The organism is Mucilaginibacter sp. NFR10, from assembly GCF_900100445.1.
In the GTDB taxonomy this organism is placed as follows: domain Bacteria; phylum Bacteroidota; class Bacteroidia; order Sphingobacteriales; family Sphingobacteriaceae; genus Mucilaginibacter; species Mucilaginibacter rubeus.
In genome coordinates, this window is sequence record NZ_FMTV01000001.1 from 1,476,151 (window position 1) to 1,495,949 (window position 19,799).

20 protein-coding genes and 1 tRNA gene are annotated in these 19,799 nt (G+C 42.8%); 11 read left to right on the forward strand and 10 right to left on the reverse strand.

Features of this window, described 5'->3' with window-relative positions:
- Positions 1–17 precede the first annotated feature (17 nt).
- The 7 genes from BLP33_RS06055 to BLP33_RS06085 all read right to left on the reverse strand — a co-directional run bounded on the left by BLP33_RS06055 (position 18) and on the right by BLP33_RS06085 (position 6,093).
- Positions 18–1,043 carry a FecR family protein gene (locus BLP33_RS06055; RefSeq protein WP_139159942.1) on the reverse strand — a complete coding sequence of 342 codons (1,026 nt, stop codon included), beginning with the start codon at positions 1,041–1,043 and terminating at the stop codon, positions 18–20.
- Between the two features lie 234 nt (positions 1,044–1,277).
- Positions 1,278–1,883, reverse strand: a complete 606-nt coding sequence (locus BLP33_RS06060; protein WP_090525822.1) for an RNA polymerase sigma factor — start codon at positions 1,881–1,883, stop codon at positions 1,278–1,280.
- A gap of 79 nt (positions 1,884–1,962) precedes the next feature.
- Complete coding sequence (locus tag BLP33_RS06065) at positions 1,963–3,363, reverse strand: S41 family peptidase (RefSeq protein ID WP_090525823.1); 1,401 nt, start codon at positions 3,361–3,363, stop codon at positions 1,963–1,965.
- A gap of 236 nt (positions 3,364–3,599) precedes the next feature.
- Entirely contained in the window at positions 3,600–4,373 is a 774-nt protein-coding gene (locus BLP33_RS06070; RefSeq protein ID WP_090525824.1) for a PDDEXK nuclease domain-containing protein, read from the reverse strand.
- Positions 4,374–4,505: 132 nt separating this feature from the next.
- Positions 4,506–5,453, reverse strand: coding sequence for a site-specific integrase (locus tag BLP33_RS06075; protein WP_090525825.1), 948 nt, complete (start codon positions 5,451–5,453; stop codon positions 4,506–4,508).
- Between the two features lie 6 nt (positions 5,454–5,459).
- Positions 5,460–5,705 carry an Arm DNA-binding domain-containing protein gene (locus BLP33_RS06080; protein ID WP_090525826.1) on the reverse strand — a complete coding sequence of 82 codons (246 nt, stop codon included), beginning with the start codon at positions 5,703–5,705 and terminating at the stop codon, positions 5,460–5,462.
- Positions 5,706–6,019: 314 nt separating this feature from the next.
- Positions 6,020–6,093: transfer RNA gene (locus tag BLP33_RS06085), tRNA-Ile, on the reverse strand.
- Positions 6,094–6,158: 65 nt separating this feature from the next.
- Between BLP33_RS06085 and BLP33_RS06090 the strand changes: the two genes are divergently transcribed.
- Positions 6,159–6,791, forward strand: a complete 633-nt coding sequence (locus BLP33_RS06090; protein ID WP_175489942.1) for an HAD family hydrolase — start codon at positions 6,159–6,161, stop codon at positions 6,789–6,791.
- A gap of 32 nt (positions 6,792–6,823) precedes the next feature.
- On the opposite strand, the gene BLP33_RS06095 is transcribed toward BLP33_RS06090, so the two are convergent.
- A complete protein-coding gene (locus BLP33_RS06095) occupies positions 6,824–8,026 on the reverse strand; it encodes a proline dehydrogenase family protein (RefSeq protein WP_090525827.1) in 1,203 nt (400 codons plus the stop codon).
- Between the two features lie 58 nt (positions 8,027–8,084).
- Between BLP33_RS06095 and BLP33_RS06100 the strand changes: the two genes are divergently transcribed.
- The 10 genes from BLP33_RS06100 (at position 8,085) to BLP33_RS06145 (ending at position 18,209) form a co-directional block, all read left to right on the forward strand.
- On the forward strand, positions 8,085–8,291 hold the full coding sequence (locus tag BLP33_RS06100; RefSeq protein ID WP_090525828.1) for an RNA-binding S4 domain-containing protein: 207 nt from the start codon (positions 8,085–8,087) through the stop codon (positions 8,289–8,291).
- Between the two features lie 2 nt (positions 8,292–8,293).
- On the forward strand, positions 8,294–9,352 hold the full coding sequence (gene aroB, locus BLP33_RS06105; protein ID WP_090525829.1) for a 3-dehydroquinate synthase: 1,059 nt from the start codon (positions 8,294–8,296) through the stop codon (positions 9,350–9,352).
- Position 9,353: 1 nt separating this feature from the next.
- On the forward strand, positions 9,354–10,280 hold the full coding sequence (locus BLP33_RS06110) for a sterol desaturase family protein (RefSeq protein ID WP_090525830.1): 927 nt from the start codon (positions 9,354–9,356) through the stop codon (positions 10,278–10,280).
- A gap of 42 nt (positions 10,281–10,322) precedes the next feature.
- On the forward strand, positions 10,323–11,195 hold the full coding sequence (locus BLP33_RS06115; RefSeq protein ID WP_090525831.1) for a PH domain-containing protein: 873 nt from the start codon (positions 10,323–10,325) through the stop codon (positions 11,193–11,195).
- Between the two features lie 247 nt (positions 11,196–11,442).
- A complete protein-coding gene (locus tag BLP33_RS06120; protein WP_090525832.1) occupies positions 11,443–12,351 on the forward strand; it encodes a prephenate dehydratase in 909 nt (302 codons plus the stop codon).
- Positions 12,352–12,444: 93 nt separating this feature from the next.
- A complete protein-coding gene (locus tag BLP33_RS06125) occupies positions 12,445–13,575 on the forward strand; it encodes a chorismate mutase (RefSeq protein WP_090525833.1) in 1,131 nt (376 codons plus the stop codon).
- 8 nt (positions 13,576–13,583) lie between these two features.
- On the forward strand, positions 13,584–14,900 hold the full coding sequence (aroA, locus tag BLP33_RS06130; protein WP_090525834.1) for a 3-phosphoshikimate 1-carboxyvinyltransferase: 1,317 nt from the start codon (positions 13,584–13,586) through the stop codon (positions 14,898–14,900).
- Between the two features lie 201 nt (positions 14,901–15,101).
- Positions 15,102–16,196, forward strand: coding sequence for a chorismate synthase (gene aroC / locus BLP33_RS06135; RefSeq protein WP_090525835.1), 1,095 nt, complete (start codon positions 15,102–15,104; stop codon positions 16,194–16,196).
- A gap of 144 nt (positions 16,197–16,340) precedes the next feature.
- A complete protein-coding gene (locus BLP33_RS06140; RefSeq protein WP_090525836.1) occupies positions 16,341–17,573 on the forward strand; it encodes an MFS transporter in 1,233 nt (410 codons plus the stop codon).
- Positions 17,574–17,582: 9 nt separating this feature from the next.
- Complete coding sequence (locus BLP33_RS06145) at positions 17,583–18,209, forward strand: HAD family hydrolase (RefSeq protein WP_090525837.1); 627 nt, start codon at positions 17,583–17,585, stop codon at positions 18,207–18,209.
- On the opposite strand, the gene BLP33_RS06150 is transcribed toward BLP33_RS06145, so the two are convergent.
- Positions 18,196–18,711: a DinB family protein gene (locus BLP33_RS06150; RefSeq protein ID WP_090525838.1), complete on the reverse strand. Its 516-nt coding sequence runs from the start codon at positions 18,709–18,711 to the stop codon at positions 18,196–18,198. The two genes, BLP33_RS06145 and BLP33_RS06150, sit on opposite strands and share 14 nt — an antisense overlap.
- Positions 18,711–19,721: a glycosyl hydrolase gene (locus BLP33_RS06155; protein ID WP_090525839.1), complete on the reverse strand. Its 1,011-nt coding sequence runs from the start codon at positions 19,719–19,721 to the stop codon at positions 18,711–18,713. Before BLP33_RS06155 ends, BLP33_RS06150 begins: the two co-directional genes overlap by 1 nt.
- Positions 19,722–19,799 lie beyond the last annotated feature (78 nt).

Here is a 19,799-nt window from a genome sequence, read left to right on the forward strand (position 1 = left end):
TTTATAAGGTTATCTCTTCATTCACAAGTCTCCCCCCATAAGACGACTGTTTTATTGTTGTTGATCCTGTATTTGATGTGCCCGCTGCTCATAATGCTGAGTTGCTGCATAACACCATGGATGTTTTGGTTAAAAAAGGTAGCATTAAACCTGCAACGGGCAAGTGCCGGGTTTTTTATCTCAAAACGAACGTCATAATAGCGCTGAAGTTTAAAAAGGATATCACCCAGGTTTTCGTCCCTGAAAACGAAACGGTTGCTTATCCAACCATCAGACTCTGTGGCCTTAACACTGCTAACCTGGTAATTATGGTCATTGTTACGGTACGTTATCCGCATACCCGGCGACAGCAATGACAGGGTGGTACGAATGCCGTTCCGGTTCTCGATAACACCCACTTTCCCTGTTCGTACGGTCACGGTTACTGTATTATCGGCAGGGTAGGCATAAACATTAAAAGAGGTACCCAAAACCCTGGTTTCCAGCTTTCCGGATTTTATAATGAACGGGCGGGTTGCGTCGTGCTTCACCTCAAAAAAAGCTTCGCCTTCAAGGCTTATATACCTGGGATGGCCAGGTTCAAAATGTTCTGGCCAGGTAATTTTTGTTTCGCTTCCGAGATAAACTACAGAACTGTCCGGCAGCAGCATTTTTATTTTTTCACCGGCCACGGTTATTTTACTTACGAGGGCAATGGGATCGGCCTCATGCTGCCGGCCCGGCTTTATATTGTACCAGATCAGTGCAGCCGAGCAAAGTAAAATCAGCGCCCCGGCATACCTGAGCAATGGGAAACGGTTGTTTTTTTGCTGCCGGTTCCGGTTAATTTTGGTCCATATCAGATCCAGTTCAGCTTCCGGGTCAGTCACTTCATCGGTGTTCATTTCCTCCTTTTGCCAGATATCTTCCATGACAGCCGACAGCTCTGATTCCGCGTCTTTATGATCTCTCAGGTACCGGAACAGAACTCCATTCTGTACCAGGTCAGTCTTACCTTCCAGATACATTTTGAATAAGCTCTTTATTTCGTCGCTGTGTTCCACGTTTGTTACTTCTGCCGCTATCGGCCATTTTATAGTATATAAGACTGGCAGGCGAAGTATGGCTATATGAATATGAAATTATTTGAAAAAAGTTCGGGCTTGAATAAAAAGCATCTCCTCAAACACGATAACGATGTTCTACCTCTGTATAACCTGCGTGCGCAATTAAGGCAAACCGGCATATCGCCGTGTTTGCTATTTGAAGCAATAGGAGAACTTATAGGAAAAGAGAATTTAGCCCAGTTCCGGGGTAAGGGATATGATTATCAGCAAAGCAGGAAGAATTGTATCTGGAGACAGATATCGAAACCTTGCACGGATGTGGCCCAGGGATTTTTTAATGTGGTTATTAACCGTATTGGGAGAGATACCCATTTGTTGTGATATAGCAGCGTGTGAGCAGCCGCCTTCCCTGCTCAAAAGGTAAGCAGCCCTGGCCTGTGGAGACAAAGACTCGATCGCCTGCATGGCAATTTTTCCGCACTCGCGCAGCTCGATATATTGGTCTGTGGAGTTGTTAGCCGGTTCGTCCGGGTTCTCTGCCCTGTAAACAGACATCCTTGTTTTCTTTTTAAGAGCATCCAGAAAATAACTTCGTACCATACTGAACAGATAAGCGTCAAAGTTTTTTTCCAGGTCTATCTTACCACGGCTTTCCCAAAGACGGACAAAAACATCCTGCGTAAGCTCATGCGCATCTTCTGCACATCTTACAAAACGATAAGCGAAAGTGTAAACTTTTTTTCTGTATAGTCTATAAATTTCACCGAAAGCATCGCCGTCATCAGCTTTGACGTTTGCTAAAAGTTGCTTAACAGATAAGGTTTTCAAATATTTCATACAGCAGCAGGTTAAGACAATTGCAAGTTAACCGGGTTAATTTGAAGTTAATGTTAAATGTGCAAGATGCTTTTGAGTTTTAGCGGTGTGTAACAACCACACTTGATGAACTGGCCGATAGTTTGGAGTCTGCAAGTACAGTTAGCGCCCCCGTCGTCCTTTTTTTCGTTTGCGCAGCGAGCGTTACTGTTTGCGCATGAGCACCTTTGATAATAGTTATTGCGGTGTTTATAAGCGGATCATTCTCCGAGCCGAGCGGGAGCAACGGTAAAGTCGCCAGCTCGTTTACAGGAATATCAGGATTAATCCCTCCGCTGTAATCTCCGCTCCCGGCGGCATTAAAGAGTTTATACACTATCGGATGCATTTCCCATGCTACCCGCTTAGGTACGCGCATATCAAATATTTTAAAGGATGCGGCATCCTTCCCCCGCGTTACTTCGCCTACAAGCGTAACCTGCATGTACGGTTTTAAATTATTGATCATAACCTCAGATGCAGAAGCAGTAGCTCCGGTGCCCAGTATATAAATTTGTTTTAAGCCTAAGTTGTATTGTAATGCCAGCTCAAAATTTACGGTACCATCATAAGTAGCGGCATCCCCGACAGACTCTTTTCGCCTGCCGCCGTTCTTATTGCCCTGGTAAATGATAAAGGGCGTTGAATAATTTATACCATTCGCTATCATTGCCGTAAGACCGGCAGCCTCTGCAACTTGTCCGCCGGAGTTATAACGCAGATCAAGTATCAGATCTGAAATCCCGGAACTTTTAAACCCTGCAAAAACACTATAAAGAGAAGCAGCCAGCCCGGGGCTAAAATCATTGATATAGAGATAACCGATCTTTTTATTTCCGGCCGCTATAACTTTGCTGGTGGCCGGCTGTTCAAAGGTGGCACCTGATGAAATTTCCACATCCCTATCCGCGATTAACTGGTCGCTGCTAATGCGAGCTATGGATAATGTGACACTATTGCCAGAAAGTAGTTCGCTCTGGAGGTCTTTAGCGTTATTACGGGTTAATTGCTTACCGTTGATCTTGTTGATATAATCCCCCCTCACCAAACCGTTCCTGGAGGCAGGCGAATCATTCAGTACCAGTTTAATTACGCCAATAACCAAACCTGTTCTTTGTTCAACGATCGTACTGTAATCAAATCCGAATTTACTTTTGCTGTTCGCAATCCCGCTTGTAGGATCGCTGGGGAGAATAATATAAGAAAAGGGATCGGTCGTGTTTTTTACAGTGTTAAAATATACCAAAGGGGGCTTGCTGATGTCTGCATGTGCAGGCAGTTGGTCTGTCCAATAATAATATCGTTTGAGACTATCCGTTATCCAGGTATTAATATCTTCATTGCTCCCGGCAGGATACACAACTTTAACGTTCTCTTTTTTGCAGGAAAACTGAACCAAAATACTGAAACAGAGCAGCAGATTTGGTAATTGCCTTTTAGACAACCGGAAAAAAAGCACCATAGGTATGATAGGTTTTTCACAAAGCTATCATAAGCTTGTTAACAAATAGTTAATATATCATATATTATATGATATATTAGCAACTATCTTTTTATCTCTAAAACAATGTGTTGCGCCGCTTTTCAACCATTCTTCACAAGGAATAATATCTTCATTGCTAAAATATTCTGGCATAACATATATATAACCAACGCGGTTCGCCACTGGCTATATTCAGTTTTTGAGATCTGGCAGTATTATAGTTTTTGAAAACTTTTGAAGGAATAAAACCGTTCCGACCAGACCATGGTTCTCATTGAAGAAAACTGTCGACCAGGGAGGGTGATGCGCCGCTGCCGTCCTTCAAACAAAAAGCCTTTACCTAATTCCAGCATAAAATGCTCCAGTTTATTGATGATGGCGGTCTCCAGATCATTCTCCGAATAGCCGCTATCCTCCTTTAAGCCCAAAAACTCCAGTACGAACGGGCTTTTCAACGCGCGAATGGGTTCCTCGCTTGTTTGACCTGTCTCCGCACCATCCGGTACGCATTTTTTATCGCGGCTTAACGCCAGCCGCTCGAACAGGGAAGAATTGTACTGACGCTGCAATTCCCGGACTGACCAGTTATTCGTTACCGATTGCTGCTCATAAAATTCCCGTTCACCGGGGTCGGCAATCTTCATTAACTGGATGTAATGTGTCGAGCTTAATTTGAACAGACCGGAAAACGCAATCAGTGATTGCGGAATGTTTTTATAGGTATCAGATTGCGCAATCAGTGATTGCGTAATCTGTTCCTGATATAACAGGTAGAACCTTTTGAAATAGTCCAGGTTACGATGCGAATAACCTTTGCCATATTCGCGCGTCAGCGCTTGACTGAGGTCTTTGACGATTGTTTCCGTATAAGCGGCCCGCTGGCTGCCGGCCTGCTCTTCATTGACAATCATTTCACCTATATGATAATAGGTGTAGGTCATTACGGTGTTCACATTCCGAACAACCTCGCTGCGGGATTTTGCGATCAGTCCCTGACTGACCTGAAAAGTTTGTCATTGGTTAGCTGTTCCATTAGCTAACGCGTTTCATTGCGGGTTTAACATTCGATCTTCTTGCTGCCGGGCGCTTGGGTTCCGGTTTCTGTTTTTCCTTCAGCACGCTCATATCCTCGCTGATCTTTTTAAGCAGTACACGGGCATAGATCTGCGTCGTGGCAATCTTGGTATGGCCATCATTTTGCTGACGGTTTCAATAGGTACGTTATTGGCTAAGGTGATCGTCATGGCAAACGTGTGGCGGGCTACACCGAAGGTGAGGGTCTTTTTGATACCTAAGATCTTGGCGATCTCTTTAAGGTGCATATTAACCTTCTGGTTGGTGAGGGTCGGAAAGATCGTGCCGTGGTAAACTGCCCTGGGATCGTCTTCATACTTCTTCATCAGGGCAAGTGCCGGTGCCAGCAAAGGGATATTGGTTGCCTCATTGCTTTTCTGCCGGAACAGCTTCAGCCATTTTCCACCGTCTTCGCCATCGACCACATTTCGTTCCGTCAGATTCATCAGGTCGACGAACGAAAGGCCGGCATAACAGGCATATACAAAAAGGTCGCGGATCATGACGAGCGACCCGGAAGCGAACTCATGCTCCTGAACGAGCTTCAGTTCTGAATTGGAAAGGAAGGCTGTTTCTACCTTCTTATACCGAAACCTGTAATTTTTGAAGGGGTCTTTATTGATCCATTGCAGTTTGAAAGCCAGCGTGGTCATCTTGCGCAGTCGGATCAAATGTTTCATCACACCATTATTGTTGATCGGCTGAGGGTGGTCAGCTGGCTTGTGATTGCGCAAATACGTTTCAAAATCGACGATAAATTTGTAGTCGATCTCATGGATGCGGATATCGGTGGTCTTGCGTTTCTCTTTCAGGAACTTTTCCAGGTAGCACCGGGTCACCGCGTAGTGCTTAAGGGTACTCCAGGTCAATGCTGCCGAAGCGATCTCATAACGATAATCCATCAGCCTGCTGAGCGAGTAGGTTTCCTCAGTTACTTCGCCGAGGAAGCAAGCTTTGAGTAAAGCCGGCGTGATCTCTTTTCCGGCGATCTGCAATTGCCGCTAGTAGGTGGTAATGGTGAATCTGACCTGCTCCAGATAGGTGTTGGATTCTTTGGCTTCCGGCAGCCTGACCTTGACACAGCCGCGTCCTTTGTCCCAGCTTTCTGCATTCACGAAATGCGGCAGGGCAATGATTACTTTTTCCTTGTTGACCGTGACCGAGGCGTAAACCTTGGTTTTACCATCTTCTTTTTCTCTTCCTTTCTTGATGCTGAAATGCACACCAAACGACTGCGATGTTTTCATTTTTGTAACAGTTTGTTTATGAATAAATGATTAATTACATCCTGAAACCGTTCTTTTCAGGCCGCTTTTGTCCGCCGGATTGCGATTTTTAACAGTTTTTCTGAGTGCATTTGAGTCCTTATTTCAGGAACTCAACTAACTGTATTACAATCAATTAAGTCATAAAAGCGGACAAATCTAAAAAACGATTTTTGTCCGCCGGATTGTCCGCCAAAACGGTGCATTCGAAAGGATGGAGAAGGATTGGAATAAAATAAAAAATCCTGTAAATCAACGACTTACAAGATTTTCTTAGTGCCGTAAACACTAATTTGTGCGCCCACCTGGGCTCGAACCAGGGACCAAAAGATTATGAGTCTTCTACTCTAACCGACTGAGCTATAGGCGCGGTTATTTTGTTTTTGTTTGCGGGTGCAATTTTACATATTTGCGGCCATATCTCAAACTCTTTTTATGGAAAATATTAAAAATATCATCTTCGATTATGGTAACGTTATTTTCAGTATCGACTTCCTCAGGGTTCAACAATCTTGGAATCAATTAGGTATAAGTAACCCCGAAGCGTTTTTTGGCCACAAAACCCAGGATGAAATTTTTGATAAATTTGATCGTGGCGAAGTTACCGCTGCACAATTCAGGGATTACGTAAGGGAAAAAACCAACAACCTTTCCCTGACGGATGATCAGATTGATGCCGCATGGAACAGTATCCTGGTCGGAATTGCCGAAGGAAATCACGAATTACTGTTAAAGCTGAAAGACAAATACCGTACTTTTTTGCTTAGCAATATTAACGCTATCCATTACGATTATATCATGAACTATCTTAAAACCGATTTCGGTTTTGAAGGAAACGATCACCTGTTCGAAAAAACATATTACTCGCACCTTACGGGCAAACGCAAGCCAGAGCCTGCCATTTTTGAACAGGTACTTAAGGAAAATAATTTAAAACCCGAAGAAACCTTATTTATTGACGATAGTCCGCAGCATTTGGAGGCCGCAAAAAAGTTGGGCATCCAAACCTTTCTAATGACAATCCCAGATACCATACAGTCCTTTGCAAAAAGAGAGCAATTAATTTAATAAATGCCCTCTTTGTATGGTAATTTTATAAGTTAAGCGCTTCGGCGCTTTCTTTCTTTTGTAATTAGACTCAACTCGCGGCTCATTTGCCCGGCTATAGCTGTATTTTCCTGTGCACGGCGAAATAAATATGGCAGTACAGCCTTTACCGGTCCGTAAGGCACGTATTTAGCTACATTATAATCGGCATGGGCGAGGTTAAAACTTAAGTTATCGCTCATGCCAAGCAATTGCGAAAAATAAACATGCGGATGTTTATGATCGATACCTTTATTGTCCAGTAATTCGGCCAGCAAACGGCAGCTTTCTTCATTATGTGTACCTGCAATAAAAGCTATTTCATTGATATGACTTGTACAATAATCAAGCGCCGAATCATAATCAAGATCAGCAGATTTTTTATCGGGCTGAATTGGCGATGGGTAGCCCTTTTCTTCGGCACGTTTACGTTCTTTTTCCATGTAAGCACCGCGTACTATTTTTGCTCCCAATATAAAACCTTCGCTTTGAGCAATGGCATGATCATTTAACATCGAGGCCAGTTTATCATGCCTGTACATTTGATAGGTATTATAAACTATCGGCTTTTGCTTGTTAAATTGAGTCATCATGGTAAGAGCTAAAAGATCAATAGTATCCTGGATCCAGCTTTCTTCAGCATCTATCATTACAGGCACGTTGTTTTTGAACGCTTTATCACAAATAGCCAGTACACGGTTTTGTACCCTTCTCCACTCCTCTTCTTCGGTATCGTTCAATTTAATACGGGCATCCAATTTTTCAAGGAGGCCCAAACGTCCCACCCCCGTTACTTTAAATACGGTAAGAGGGATCGCTTTGTCTTTGGCAGCGCGGTCAATGGTACGGATAATCTCATCGCGGGTATTATCAAATACGGTTTCTTCCTCTTCACCTTCTACCGAGTAGTCCAAAATGGTACCCACCCTGCCGCTATAAAGGTTTTTGATGGTATAATCACATTCGGCAATAGTTTCGCCGCCGCAAAAATGTTTAAATATGGTAGCTTTGATAATATTCCTTATCGGCAAACCTATCTTCATGGCAAAATTGGTAACCGGTGGGCCTATCTTTACCAAAAAGTTAATATTGATCATCCTGAACAACCAGTAGGCACGGTTCAGATCGGTATTGGATGAATGGCGAAAAGCTATTTCTGTATTTTCGAACGAGGGCGTATTTCGTTCTTGATTATTGTTAGTTTCAAAAGAGGTCATCTGCAAAATTATAAAATGATAACTCATAATTGCATGAATAGTTTATTTTTGCCATCCCATGATCGAATTTAAGTTAGAAGGGGACTTTATCCCCATGATCCAGCTACTCAAGGCTGCGAACTTAGTGCAAACCGGCGGCGAGGCGCAAATAGTTGTAACTGAAGGCCTCGTGAAGTACAATGGTGTAGTTGACTACAGAAAACGCCTCAAAGTAAAAAGAGGTGACACGGTTGAGTTCGATGGAAATAAAATTATAGTCATATAATAATGAACACTATTTTAAGCGATAATTACTCGGTTTATTTTGATAATAGCCTTGATAAATTAGTTGATTTTGTTAAAAAAGGCAACTATTCAAAATTCTTTATTTTAACCGACGAAAATACAGGCGAACACTGCCTGCCCTTACTTACCAGCAAACTTAAAGATTTTAATAATTACGACCTGATCGAGATTTCGTCGGGAGAGGAAAGCAAAAACATTGATTTTTGTGTGGGCGTTTGGAAAATGCTGATTGACTTTGGTGCCGATCGTAAAAGCCTCATGATTAACTTAGGTGGCGGTGTTATTACAGACATGGGTGGCTTTGCCGCTTCTACCTATAAAAGAGGGATAGATTTTGTACAGGTGCCAACTACCCTCCTTTCACAGGTTGATGCCTCTGTGGGCGGCAAAACAGGTATCGATGTTGACGGCATAAAAAATATTATCGGGACATTTACTATGCCTAAAGCTGTGTTTATAGCGCACGAGTTTTTACAAAGCCTTCCGCCTCGCCAGATCCTTTCGGGTTTGGCCGAAATGCTGAAACATGGTTTAATTGTTGATGCCAGTTATTGGAATCAACTTAAAAATAGCGACCTGAAAAACCCGTCGGTTGAACTTGTTCACCGCTCAGTAGAAATCAAGAATGAAATCACCATTGAGGACCCGCATGAGAAAGGTATCCGCAAGGCGTTAAACTTTGGGCATACTATCGGGCATGCGGTTGAAACATACTCTTTATTACATGACGAAGACAGCCTTTCGCACGGTGAAGCAATAGCTATCGGCATGATCTGCGAATCATACCTCGCCCACAAAAAAACAGGGTTACCTTCAGAAGAACTTCATGAAATTGTAAAGGTATTGACCGATCTTTATCCGAGGTATACCATCAACGAAGACAGTTTTGACGAACTGCTGTTGAATATGAAAAAGGACAAAAAGAACATTGGAGACGAAATTAATTGCACCCTGTTAACACATATAGGTGAGTTTAGTATTGATAATGTGTGCACCGCCCACGAACTTTGTGAAAGTTTAAGATATTACATTAACCTGTAACATGTTTCAGCATTTAGATCCGCGAAATCAGGCGGCCCTTGTTTTAATGGGCTTATTGGTTGTTTTAACGCTTGTTGAAATGGCTCTGAGCTATTGGGAAGATCGCAAGTACTATCAAACCCGCGATACGTTAACCAATATTTATCTTACTTCGCTGGCCGTTATTACTAATCTCTGCGTTAAGGTATTTACCTTTTTTATACTTGATTATACCTACCAGCATTACAGGCTTTTTCAAATTCAGAATGTTTTTTGGTACTGGTTTGTGTTGGTTGTTGTACAGGACTTTTTATACTGGGTACTGCATTATACGGGGCATTACTGCCGTATGTTTTGGGCAATGCATGTTACCCATCATTCGTCCGAGCATTTTAACTTCACCACGGGCTTTCGGTCAACAGTATTTGAACCGCTTTACCGGGTATTCTTTTACCTCCCGCTTGCTTTAATGGGCTTTACCGCTTTAGATATCCTGTACGCATACCTTATTACCCAGCTTTATGGCAATCTGGTGCATACGCAGTACAAAATTCCCTTGCCAAAATGGTATGGGTGGATTTTTGTAACGCCCGCGCATCACCGCGTTCACCATGCTTCAAACATCCCTTATCTTGACAAAAATATGGGAATGGTGCTTATCATCTGGGATAGGCTATTCGGCACTTTCCGTGATGAAGATTTGCCCGAGCCTGTTAAATATGGCCTGACCAAACAACCGGAAGATATGGGACCGGTAAACGTTTTGTTCCATGAATGGAAAGCCCTGCTGCATGATGTAAAAAATGCCCCCGATCTTAAATCAAAAATCGGCTATTTCCTAAATCCACCGGGCTGGAGCCATGACGGCAGTACCCAAACTGCGCGTGTGCTGCAACGTGAATATAAGGAAATGGAAGAGGCTCATAAAAAACACGAAACTGCCGCATAACAACATTATATTTGGCGTGACACTTTTGTGTCGCGGTAAACCATGTTACAATTAATATCCAAACTCCAGCACAACACTTACGAAAAAAGCGAATATTCTGACAAGCAACTTCGTAATGTTGATGAGACTATCCAAGTCATTAAAGATTTCCCGTGGGACGCAGAGCGGGCATTAACTGATATCCAGTTAACCGGGCCATCGGTAGTTATTCAGGATAATAACCTGAACTACCTCAAGCTTGGCCTGTACTTTAATAGTAAATTCTGCGTTTATTATCTTGATAACGGTAATCATCTATATGAATATCATGCCTCCACCATTGATAAGGCTTGCGATCTGGTAAAAGACTTTTTTGAGCAGACACTCAATCTGAGTTCATTTGAAAAACACTTCTTTAATATCGGGAATCAACCACATTTCATAACCAGTGACTTTATCTATAGAGTTAACCCGGCGAGAATATTTGTTCTTGCAGCTTTTTTCTCAATATATCTATTATTTGCCATTTCAGTATTTTGTGCAAGCGTACTTCATATTGGTGGCGGTTCGTATCCGATAGTGCTTCTTTTAATAATTCTTGGACTGGGGATATTTATTGGCAGTATATCCTCTGTAGCGATAAAAGGCCGTAATCAGTATTTGCGAATATCACGTGGCAACCACATATTCTATTACGGGATTGACGAAAAACACATTAAGGAGTACAATAAAGCCGACGTAGCAGAACTTGCTCATAGAACAGCGACGAGCGACCGGAATATGGGTAACGTACAAATCAGGTTCAAAAACGGAGAATTTATACAACCTAAAATGTTAATCCATGATATGGATCTTATTCAGAAGTTTCCAGAAAATTTGGGAATAAAGATAATCTATCCCCAAAATTCTCTTTTCAAACGCTCCCAAAGTGCCTAACACAGAATTTAATTTGGTTGATCTATTATTTTTTACAAAAATTAAAATTTTCTATTGACAAACCCTTTTTTTACCGTACATTTACGTCGTAATAAAAAACAGCAAATGAAATTAACAGGTGCATACTTCTTTGGCTACTACTTTTACTTTACCAGTGAGAGCCGGGACTAATATGTACAAAACAAACATATAAAGAAACTAAAAAGTCCCGGCCTACCAGCCGGGACTTTTTGCTTTAAGCAGGTTTATGAAAATAGAACAACCAAAAGTCGCAATTCAGGGTATCCGGGCCTCTTTTCACGAAGAAGCTGCATTGAAATACTTCGGCGAAAACACCGAGACCATTGAATGCAACTCTTTCAAACAAACATTTGAGAGTTTAAAAAACCGTGAGGCCGATTATGTGGTAATGGCTATCGAAAACAGCATCGCCGGCAGCATCCTGCCAAATTATACCTTGCTGCTTGATTATGGCTTCCCCGTAGTTGGTGAAATTTACCTGCCCATCCAGCTGCACCTGATGGCTTTACCGGGAGTAAAATTCGAGGATATTAAATACGTAACCTCCCACCCTATTGCCTTACGCCAGTGTGTTGATTTTTTTGACGAATATCCGCACCTTAAAATTGTGGAGAGCAGTGATACCGCGGCCTGTGCTAAACGCATCAGGGATGAGCAGCTAACAGATACGGTTGCTATTGCAAACTCTTTAGCCGCTAAGCTTTACGGCCTGGATGTTTTGGAACGTCGCATCGAATCGAACAAAAGAAACTTTACCCGTTTTCTGATCCTAACCCATCATGATAATATTGAAAAGAAACCGGCTAACAAGGCTTCTTTGTGCTTCCAGGTAAGTAACAAAGTTGGTGCATTAGCTAAAGTGCTTAATATTTTTGCCGAAGAAGGCGTAAATATGAGCAAAATTCAGTCGATGCCGATTTTAGGCAAGCGCAACGAATACAATTTTTATGTAGATATAGAATGGGAGGAACAAAAACAATATGACGCTTCAATAAGGCAGATCCTTAAGTATACCCATAACTTCAATATCCTTGGCGAGTACGAAAGGCACGATGATGAACATGCGGTGAGCCCGAAACCTCGCCGGGCCGAACGGAGCATCCGCAAGTATATCAATATCAGGCGTAATGTATAAATAAAGACCATTAACAAGCAGAAACCAAAAAAACTAACATAATTTAAATTATTAACTAACATTCCCGGCTATCGCCGGACAAACAAAAAAACGATGAAACTAAATTTAAACATACAGCCGCTTAACACCTGGATTAAAACAGGTAAGGAACCCTTGGTTATTTCAGGCCCGTGCAGTGCTGAAACAGAGGAACAATTAGTAGCCACAGCTCATTTATTAGCCCAAACAGGTAAAATCTCAGCTTTGCGTGCAGGTATCTGGAAACCACGTACACGCCCGGGTGAGTTTGAAGGTATTGGCAGCATTGGTTTGGAGTGGTTAAAACGCGCCAAAGAAGAAACAGGCTTGCCAACAGCTGTTGAGGTTGCTACTGCAAAACACGTTGAAGAAGCTTTAAAAGCCGGCGTTGATATCCTTTGGGTAGGCGCCCGTTCAACTGCTAACCCTTTTACAGTCCAGGAAATTGCTGATGCTTTAAAAGGTGTTGATGTTCCTGTAATGGTTAAAAACCCGGTAAATCCTGATCTTTCGTTATGGGTTGGCGCTTTAGAGCGTATCAACAACGCAGGTATTACCAAATTAGCTGCAATTCACCGTGGTTTCTCATCTTACGAAAAATCAGCTTTCCGTAACGAACCAATGTGGGATGTTGCTATCGCCTTAAAAACCCTGGCTCCTGAGTTACCTCTTATTAATGACCCAAGCCATATTTCGGGTAACCGCGATCTGATCGGTTATGTTTCACAAAAAGCTTTGGATCTTGATATGCAAGGCTTAATGATCGAATCACATATCGATCCAAGCGTAGCCTGGACAGATGCTAAACAACAGGTTACCCCTGCTGCTCTTGCCGATATCATTGACCACTTAACTTTGCGTAAAGCGGAAGTTAGAAATTCTGAAGTAAATGATAAGCTGGCCGAGCTACGTAACCAAATCGACAAGATTGATGACCTGGTGATCCAGAAAATTGCTGAGCGTATGCAGATTGCTGAGAAAATCGGTCAGTACAAAAAAGATAATAACATTACTATTTTACAAGTTGGCCGTTGGGATGAAATCCTTCAAAAACGTACAACTTACGGTAAAGCATTAAAATTAAGCGCCGAGTTTACTGAAAAATTGCTTGAACTGGTTCACAACGAATCTATTCGCAGGCAAACAGAAGTAATGAACGCCGACGCCGCTCAGGGCCAGGCAGCAGAAAAACTTACACACGCCTAATATTTTAAATGATGCATAACATCATTCTGAAAAGAAACAACACGTTCATTAACGGCACGGTTAACCTTACCGGTTCAAAAAGTGAGTGTAACCGCGCCCTGATCATCGAAGCGTTAAGCAAAGGTAAAGTAAGGGTTGAAAATGTATCTGACGCTGCTGACGCTGTTTTACTTGCAGGTATTTTAAGGGAGAACCAAGAGTCAAGAGCCAAGAGCCAGGAGGTTCTGACAGGAAACGCTTCTCCTGATAATTCCGAAATCGAAAATTGCAAAACCGAAATCGTAGACATCGGTCCGGCGGGTACGGCTATGCGCTTTTTGACGGCTTACTACGCCATACAGGAAGATGAAGTGATCTTAACTGGTAGTAAACGCATGAAGGAACGGCCAATAGGTATCTTAGTTGATGCATTGAGGACCTTGGGTGCCAATATTGATTATGAAGAGAATGATGGCTATCCTCCTGTCAAATTAAAAGGAGGTTTTAAGCAGCAAACCAATAAGATCAGTATAAAGGGGAATATCAGTAGCCAATATATTACAGCATTGCTACTCATAGCAGCTCAGTTGCCTTTAGGCTTGGACTTGCATATAGAAGGCGAATTAACGTCGCGCCCGTATGTTGAAATGACTTTGACTATGCTTGAAACTTCTGGCATCAAGCACGCATGGAAAGATAATGTTATCACAATTGCAAACCAGGAATTTACAACGACATCACTGTACGTTGAACCGGACTGGAGCGCTGCTTCCTACTGGTACGCTATTGCTGCTCTTGCAGATGAGGCTGAACTGTTTTTAACAGGACTTACCCCTTACAGTTTGCAGGGTGATAGTGTGATCACCGAGATCATGGCTAACTTTGGTATTACTTCGCAGTTCAGGGATGGCGGCGTTCATTTGAAGAAAGAGAACAAACCTATCTCGCGCCGCGAATTTGACCTGAAAGAATGCCCCGATCTGGCACAAACAGTAATTGTTGTTTGCGCAGCGCTTAATCATGAAGCATCTTTTACCGGCCTTGAAACTTTAAAGATCAAAGAAACCGACCGCATCCTGGCCCTGCAAACAGAGCTTGGCAAAATGGGTGTTAAGCTGATTGAAAAAGATGAAGTTTACATGCTTGATTGCAGCGGGAAATTTATCCCTGATAGTATCTTCATCAATACTTATCATGACCACCGAATGGCAATGGCCTTCGCGCCGCTGGCCCTTATCCTTCCGCAAATGGAATTTGAAAATGGGCCGGTAGTTGATAAATCATATCCCGCCTTTTGGAATGACCTGGAAAAGCAGGGGTTTGAAGTGGAAGAGAAGGAAGCTTAAAGCTGAAGGCAGAAAGCCTAACGCAAACGTACAAAGTGCGTTATTGTGGGGAACAAAGCAATCTCAAGCGAGATTAAGACTTACGAAGTTTTCAAAACTTCGTAAGTCTGGATTTTACAATGACAGTTATAAAATAACCAATTAAAGATATTCAGATAGGATTTTCTCCTGTCTCCTATCTAACATTTCATATCTAAAACTATGGCAGGCAATTCATTCGGGCAAATATTCAGGGTAACTACTTTTGGCGAATCACATGGCGAGGCCATCGGTGTAATTATTGACGGATGCCCGGCCGGCTTACAAGTTGATCTTGATTATATCCAAGGCGAACTGGATAAACGTAAGCCTGGCCAGTCAAAGATCACTACCCAACGTAAAGAAAGCGACACGGTAAGAATCCTTTCGGGTGTATTTGAAGATAAAACTACGGGTACCCCTATTGCTATGCTGATCCCCAATGAAGATCAGCGTTCAAAAGATTACAGCCATAACGTGGATGTATATCGTCCGTCGCATGCCGATTATACCTATCAAACTAAATATGGCATCCGTGACCATCGCGGCGGCGGCCGCTCATCTGCCCGCGAAACCGCAGCCCGTGTTGCTGCCGGCGCTTTGGCTAAACTGCTGCTTAAAACACAGGGTATAGAAATTGTTGCCCATGTAAGCAGCGTAGGTACGATCAATGCACCAAACGTATTTATTAACGATCCCCTGGAGTTTATTACAGAGCGCGAAAAAAATATTGTACGCTGCGCCGACCCGGCCACTGCGGAAGAGATGATCGAATTTATTGACAGCGTACGTAAGGATGGCGATACCGTTGGCGGCAAGATCAGCTGCTATGTAAAAAACTGCCCGGTTGGCCTTGGCGACCCTGTGTTTGATAAACTGCATGCCGATTTAGGCAAAGCGATGCTAAGCATCAACGCTGTTCATGGCTTTGAGTTTGGCTCGGGCTTTGAAGGCAGCGAAATGCGTGGGTCTGAGCATAACGATATCTTTGTAAAATCGCACCTGGGTGATATACAAACCATTACCAATTTCTCGGGCGGGATCCAGGGAGGCATCAGCAATGGTATGCCTATCGAATTTAAGGTAGCCTTTAAACCCGTAGCCACCATCATGAAAAACCAGGCAACCATCGACAGCCAGGGCAATGCTGCTGAAATATCGGGCAAAGGCCGTCACGATCCTTGTGTGGTTCCGCGCGCCGTACCTATTGTTGAAGCCATGGCTGCTCTTGTATTGGCTGATCATTGGCTCAGGAACAGAAACGCCCGTTTAAGCTAAAAGCGCTCAGTTAGCCTAAAGCAAAAAGCCGAAAGCTTAAAGCGTTCCACTGAGAACATTTAAGTTTTCGGCCTTTTATTTTCACCAAGCTTCTTTTGCTTTTGGCTTTAAGCTTTCAGCCCAATAACCTACCTTTGTAAAGCCATGCTTATCTCAATTATCCAATTATACAAACAAGCCTATAGCGGACTATCAAAAAACAGCTGGTACCTGAGCATCGTAATGCTTATTAACCGTAGTGGCACCATGGTTGTACCTTTCATGACCATTTATACCATCAGGCAACTGCATTTTACCATTGAGCAGTCGGGATATATTATGGCTATTTTTGGCGTGGGTGCTGTTTCCGGCGGCTTCATCGGTGGTAAGCTGATCAATAAAATTGGCTTTTATGATTTGCAGGTTGGGGCATTGCTTACCGGCGGCTTACTATTTTTGATCCTTGGTTATCAAACCAATTTCATCAGCATGGCCATTTTCACCCTCGTGCTGAGCATTTGCAACGAATCATTCAGACCTGCCAATTCAACGGCTATAGCACATTACAGTACAGAAGAAAACAAAACGCGCTCCTACTCGCTTAACCGGTTGGCTACAAACTTAGGCTGGGCGTTCGGCGGTGGTTTAGGGGGATTATTGGCATCTATAAATTATCATTTACTTTTTTGGGTAGATGGTTGTACCAATATCGCAGCAGGTATACTATTGCTCACTTTGATGCCCCGTTCAAAAGTGGCAAAAACAATCAAAGAAGCAGTGGCCGGTTTTGATGAAGTGGTTTCATCGGCTTATAAAGATGGTGTTTACCTGCTGTTTATCCTATTGGCAACCCTGTTCGCAACTTGTTTTTTCCAGTTTTTTATTATGCAGCCCGTATTTTATAAAATACAATGGCATTTTAACGAGCGTTTTATCGGTTTCCTGCTGGCTTTAAACGGGATACTTATCGTTTTGATTGAAATGATATTGATTAACTGGCTTGAAGGCAAACGCCATGCCCTAACCTATATTATCTCGGGCATCCTGGTTACCGGGGCCGGTTTTGTTTTGCTTAATCTGATGCCGCATGTGCCTTTGGTAGCCATATTAATTGTCTGCATGATAACTTTGGGTGAAATGCTTTCCATGCCATTTATGAACACGTTTTGGATAAGCCGTTCAAATGTACGCAACCGAGGTGAGTATGCTGCATTATACAGCATGTCATGGGCCGGCGCACAAATCATTGCTCCATTTTTGGGCAGCCAGGTTATCGCCTACGGAGGGTTTGAGCTTTTGTGGTGGCTACTTGGCGGTGTCTGCCTGATTGTGGCCTGCGGCTATTTGATCATGAAACGTTCAATACATACCACTAAACGTGTGCCTGTTTTACCTTAATTTGCTATCATGAAAAAAGCCATCATATTGGATCTTGATAATACCATATACCCTGTAAGTTCCATTGCCGATCATTTGTTTAATGAACTGTTCAACTTTCTTGATCAGCATATTACCGGCGAGGGTATCGAGCATATCAATAAAGCAAAGGAGGATTTAAAGAAGGTTCCCTATCAGAAGGTGGCAGACAAATACCAATTCAGCGATCTCATTAAAAACAAAGGGCTCGAACTATTAAATAATATTGAGTACAACCGGCCGATGCAGCCTTTTGATGATTATAAACAGATCCGCGAAACTAAGATCACCAAGTTTTTGGTTACCACGGGCTTTACCAAACTGCAATGGAGCAAAGTTAAAATGCTGAACATTGAAGCAGATTTTGAAGCCATCCACATTGTTGACCCTGAACTTTCGCCCCTTACCAAGAAAGATATTTTCGCGTTGATCTTGGAGAAATATGATTACAAACCCGAAGATGTACTCGTTATTGGTGACGATCCCGAATCTGAAATAAAAGCAGCAAGCGATTTGGGTATCGATACTTTTCTATACGATCCCGAAAATAAACATCCAAACGCCCGGGTAACCTATCGCTCACAAAATCTTAAGGATGCGGCCGCTATTGTTGCTTAAGCACCTTTACAGTAACCAAAAGCTGCCCAAGATGGCGCATGGTATGTTCGGCAGAATGCGTATACAAGCCGATAACTGTTGATGGTAATTGCCCCCGGCCTACTCCTCGCCATTCGGTTAATATGGTCTCGTCGGTAGCTTTGAGTTTATCGATAGCGTTATCAACCTCGGTATTAAACGCTTTTATTAAATCAACAACGGTAATTTCATATTCACCAGGTTCACCTTCGGCTGCAAGATAATTTAGTTGTGCCGCACTAAGCCCTTCACCTTTTGCATAGGTAAAAAGCCGATTGAGTACCCCGGTGAGGTGTTGCAAATGAAAAGCCGGCGATGCCACGCCGGCAAGCTTTTCCCACAGCAGCTTTTCCGGAAAATCGGCCATCAATTCATTAAGTTCTTCCCTTGCCTGTAAAAGCGCGTGTGCAACAGGTTGAAGCAAGGCCGGCACATCATCCAGCGGGCCGCGGAGCCAAACTTCAGGTAGTTTTTGAGTAGACATTAGTTTTTATTTAGCATTGTTTTCACCTGTTCGTGATTCAACGTTTGGGGTAAGCCATATATGGTTCTTACCCGTTCATGTGTATTATCAGTCCACAGCCAGCTTGTCCATACCATAAACCAGGCCCATTCGGGTTGGGCTGCCAGAATTTCGGGTTTTGGCAGTTCGCCGGTTTCCGTCAGCGCAATGATCTTGCCATTGGCAACCTTAAGCAAATCGCTATAATCCCGTTGTTCATAATCGAAATGATAGATATCAGCACCTAAAATATCCACATAATCAGCACCGGGATAAAAGTCTTTATAGTCATACGCTTCATCTAATGGCAGGTCGCGCAAACCGTTAGGCCCCCATACCCAAATCAGGTTATTTAAATGATGATAATTGGTATAATGATCATACATCATTTTCCAAAGTTTAATGATGCCGTCATTACCTTTTTTGTTTCCCCACCAAAACCATACGCCGTTCATTTCATGGTAAGGCCGCCATAAAACAGGCACATGGGCATCTCTTAGCTGTTTCAGGTAACCGGCTACGACATCAATCTGGGCAAGCCATTTCTTATTTAAATCTGTATTAGGGGTTGTCAGTTCTTTCCATTGCGCATCAGTCAACTTTCCCTGGATACTTTGTTTCCAATCGTAGGGAGGATTATCAATCGGCCGGCCCTGGTGCCACATGAGTGTTACGAGGTAACCATCCTGCCATTTTTGTTTTGCTTCATTAACCAAATCCTGCCCCAGGTCCTTATCGCCCCAAAGCATAAAATCCGAACCCCACACAGCGGGATAATGTCCTGTAATGGCTTTAGCACTGTCTGAAAAAACGTCACGGTCACTGTTATAATTTTGTTGCCCCGACAAAATATGTTTGCCTTTTATACTATAAAGGAAAGCAAGCAATTTATTTACCTCAGGCGACGCTTCTTTATTTACTGGTTTAAAACTTTGTGCTAATGCCATGAAAGGCAATGATATGATTAAAGTAAGCGGGAGTAGTTTTTTCATTTTAATTAAACAGGCTATTCGGCTTAAAGGCGATAACGGGCTTTGTTCAAAAATAAATAAAAAGTACGGCCGTTTATG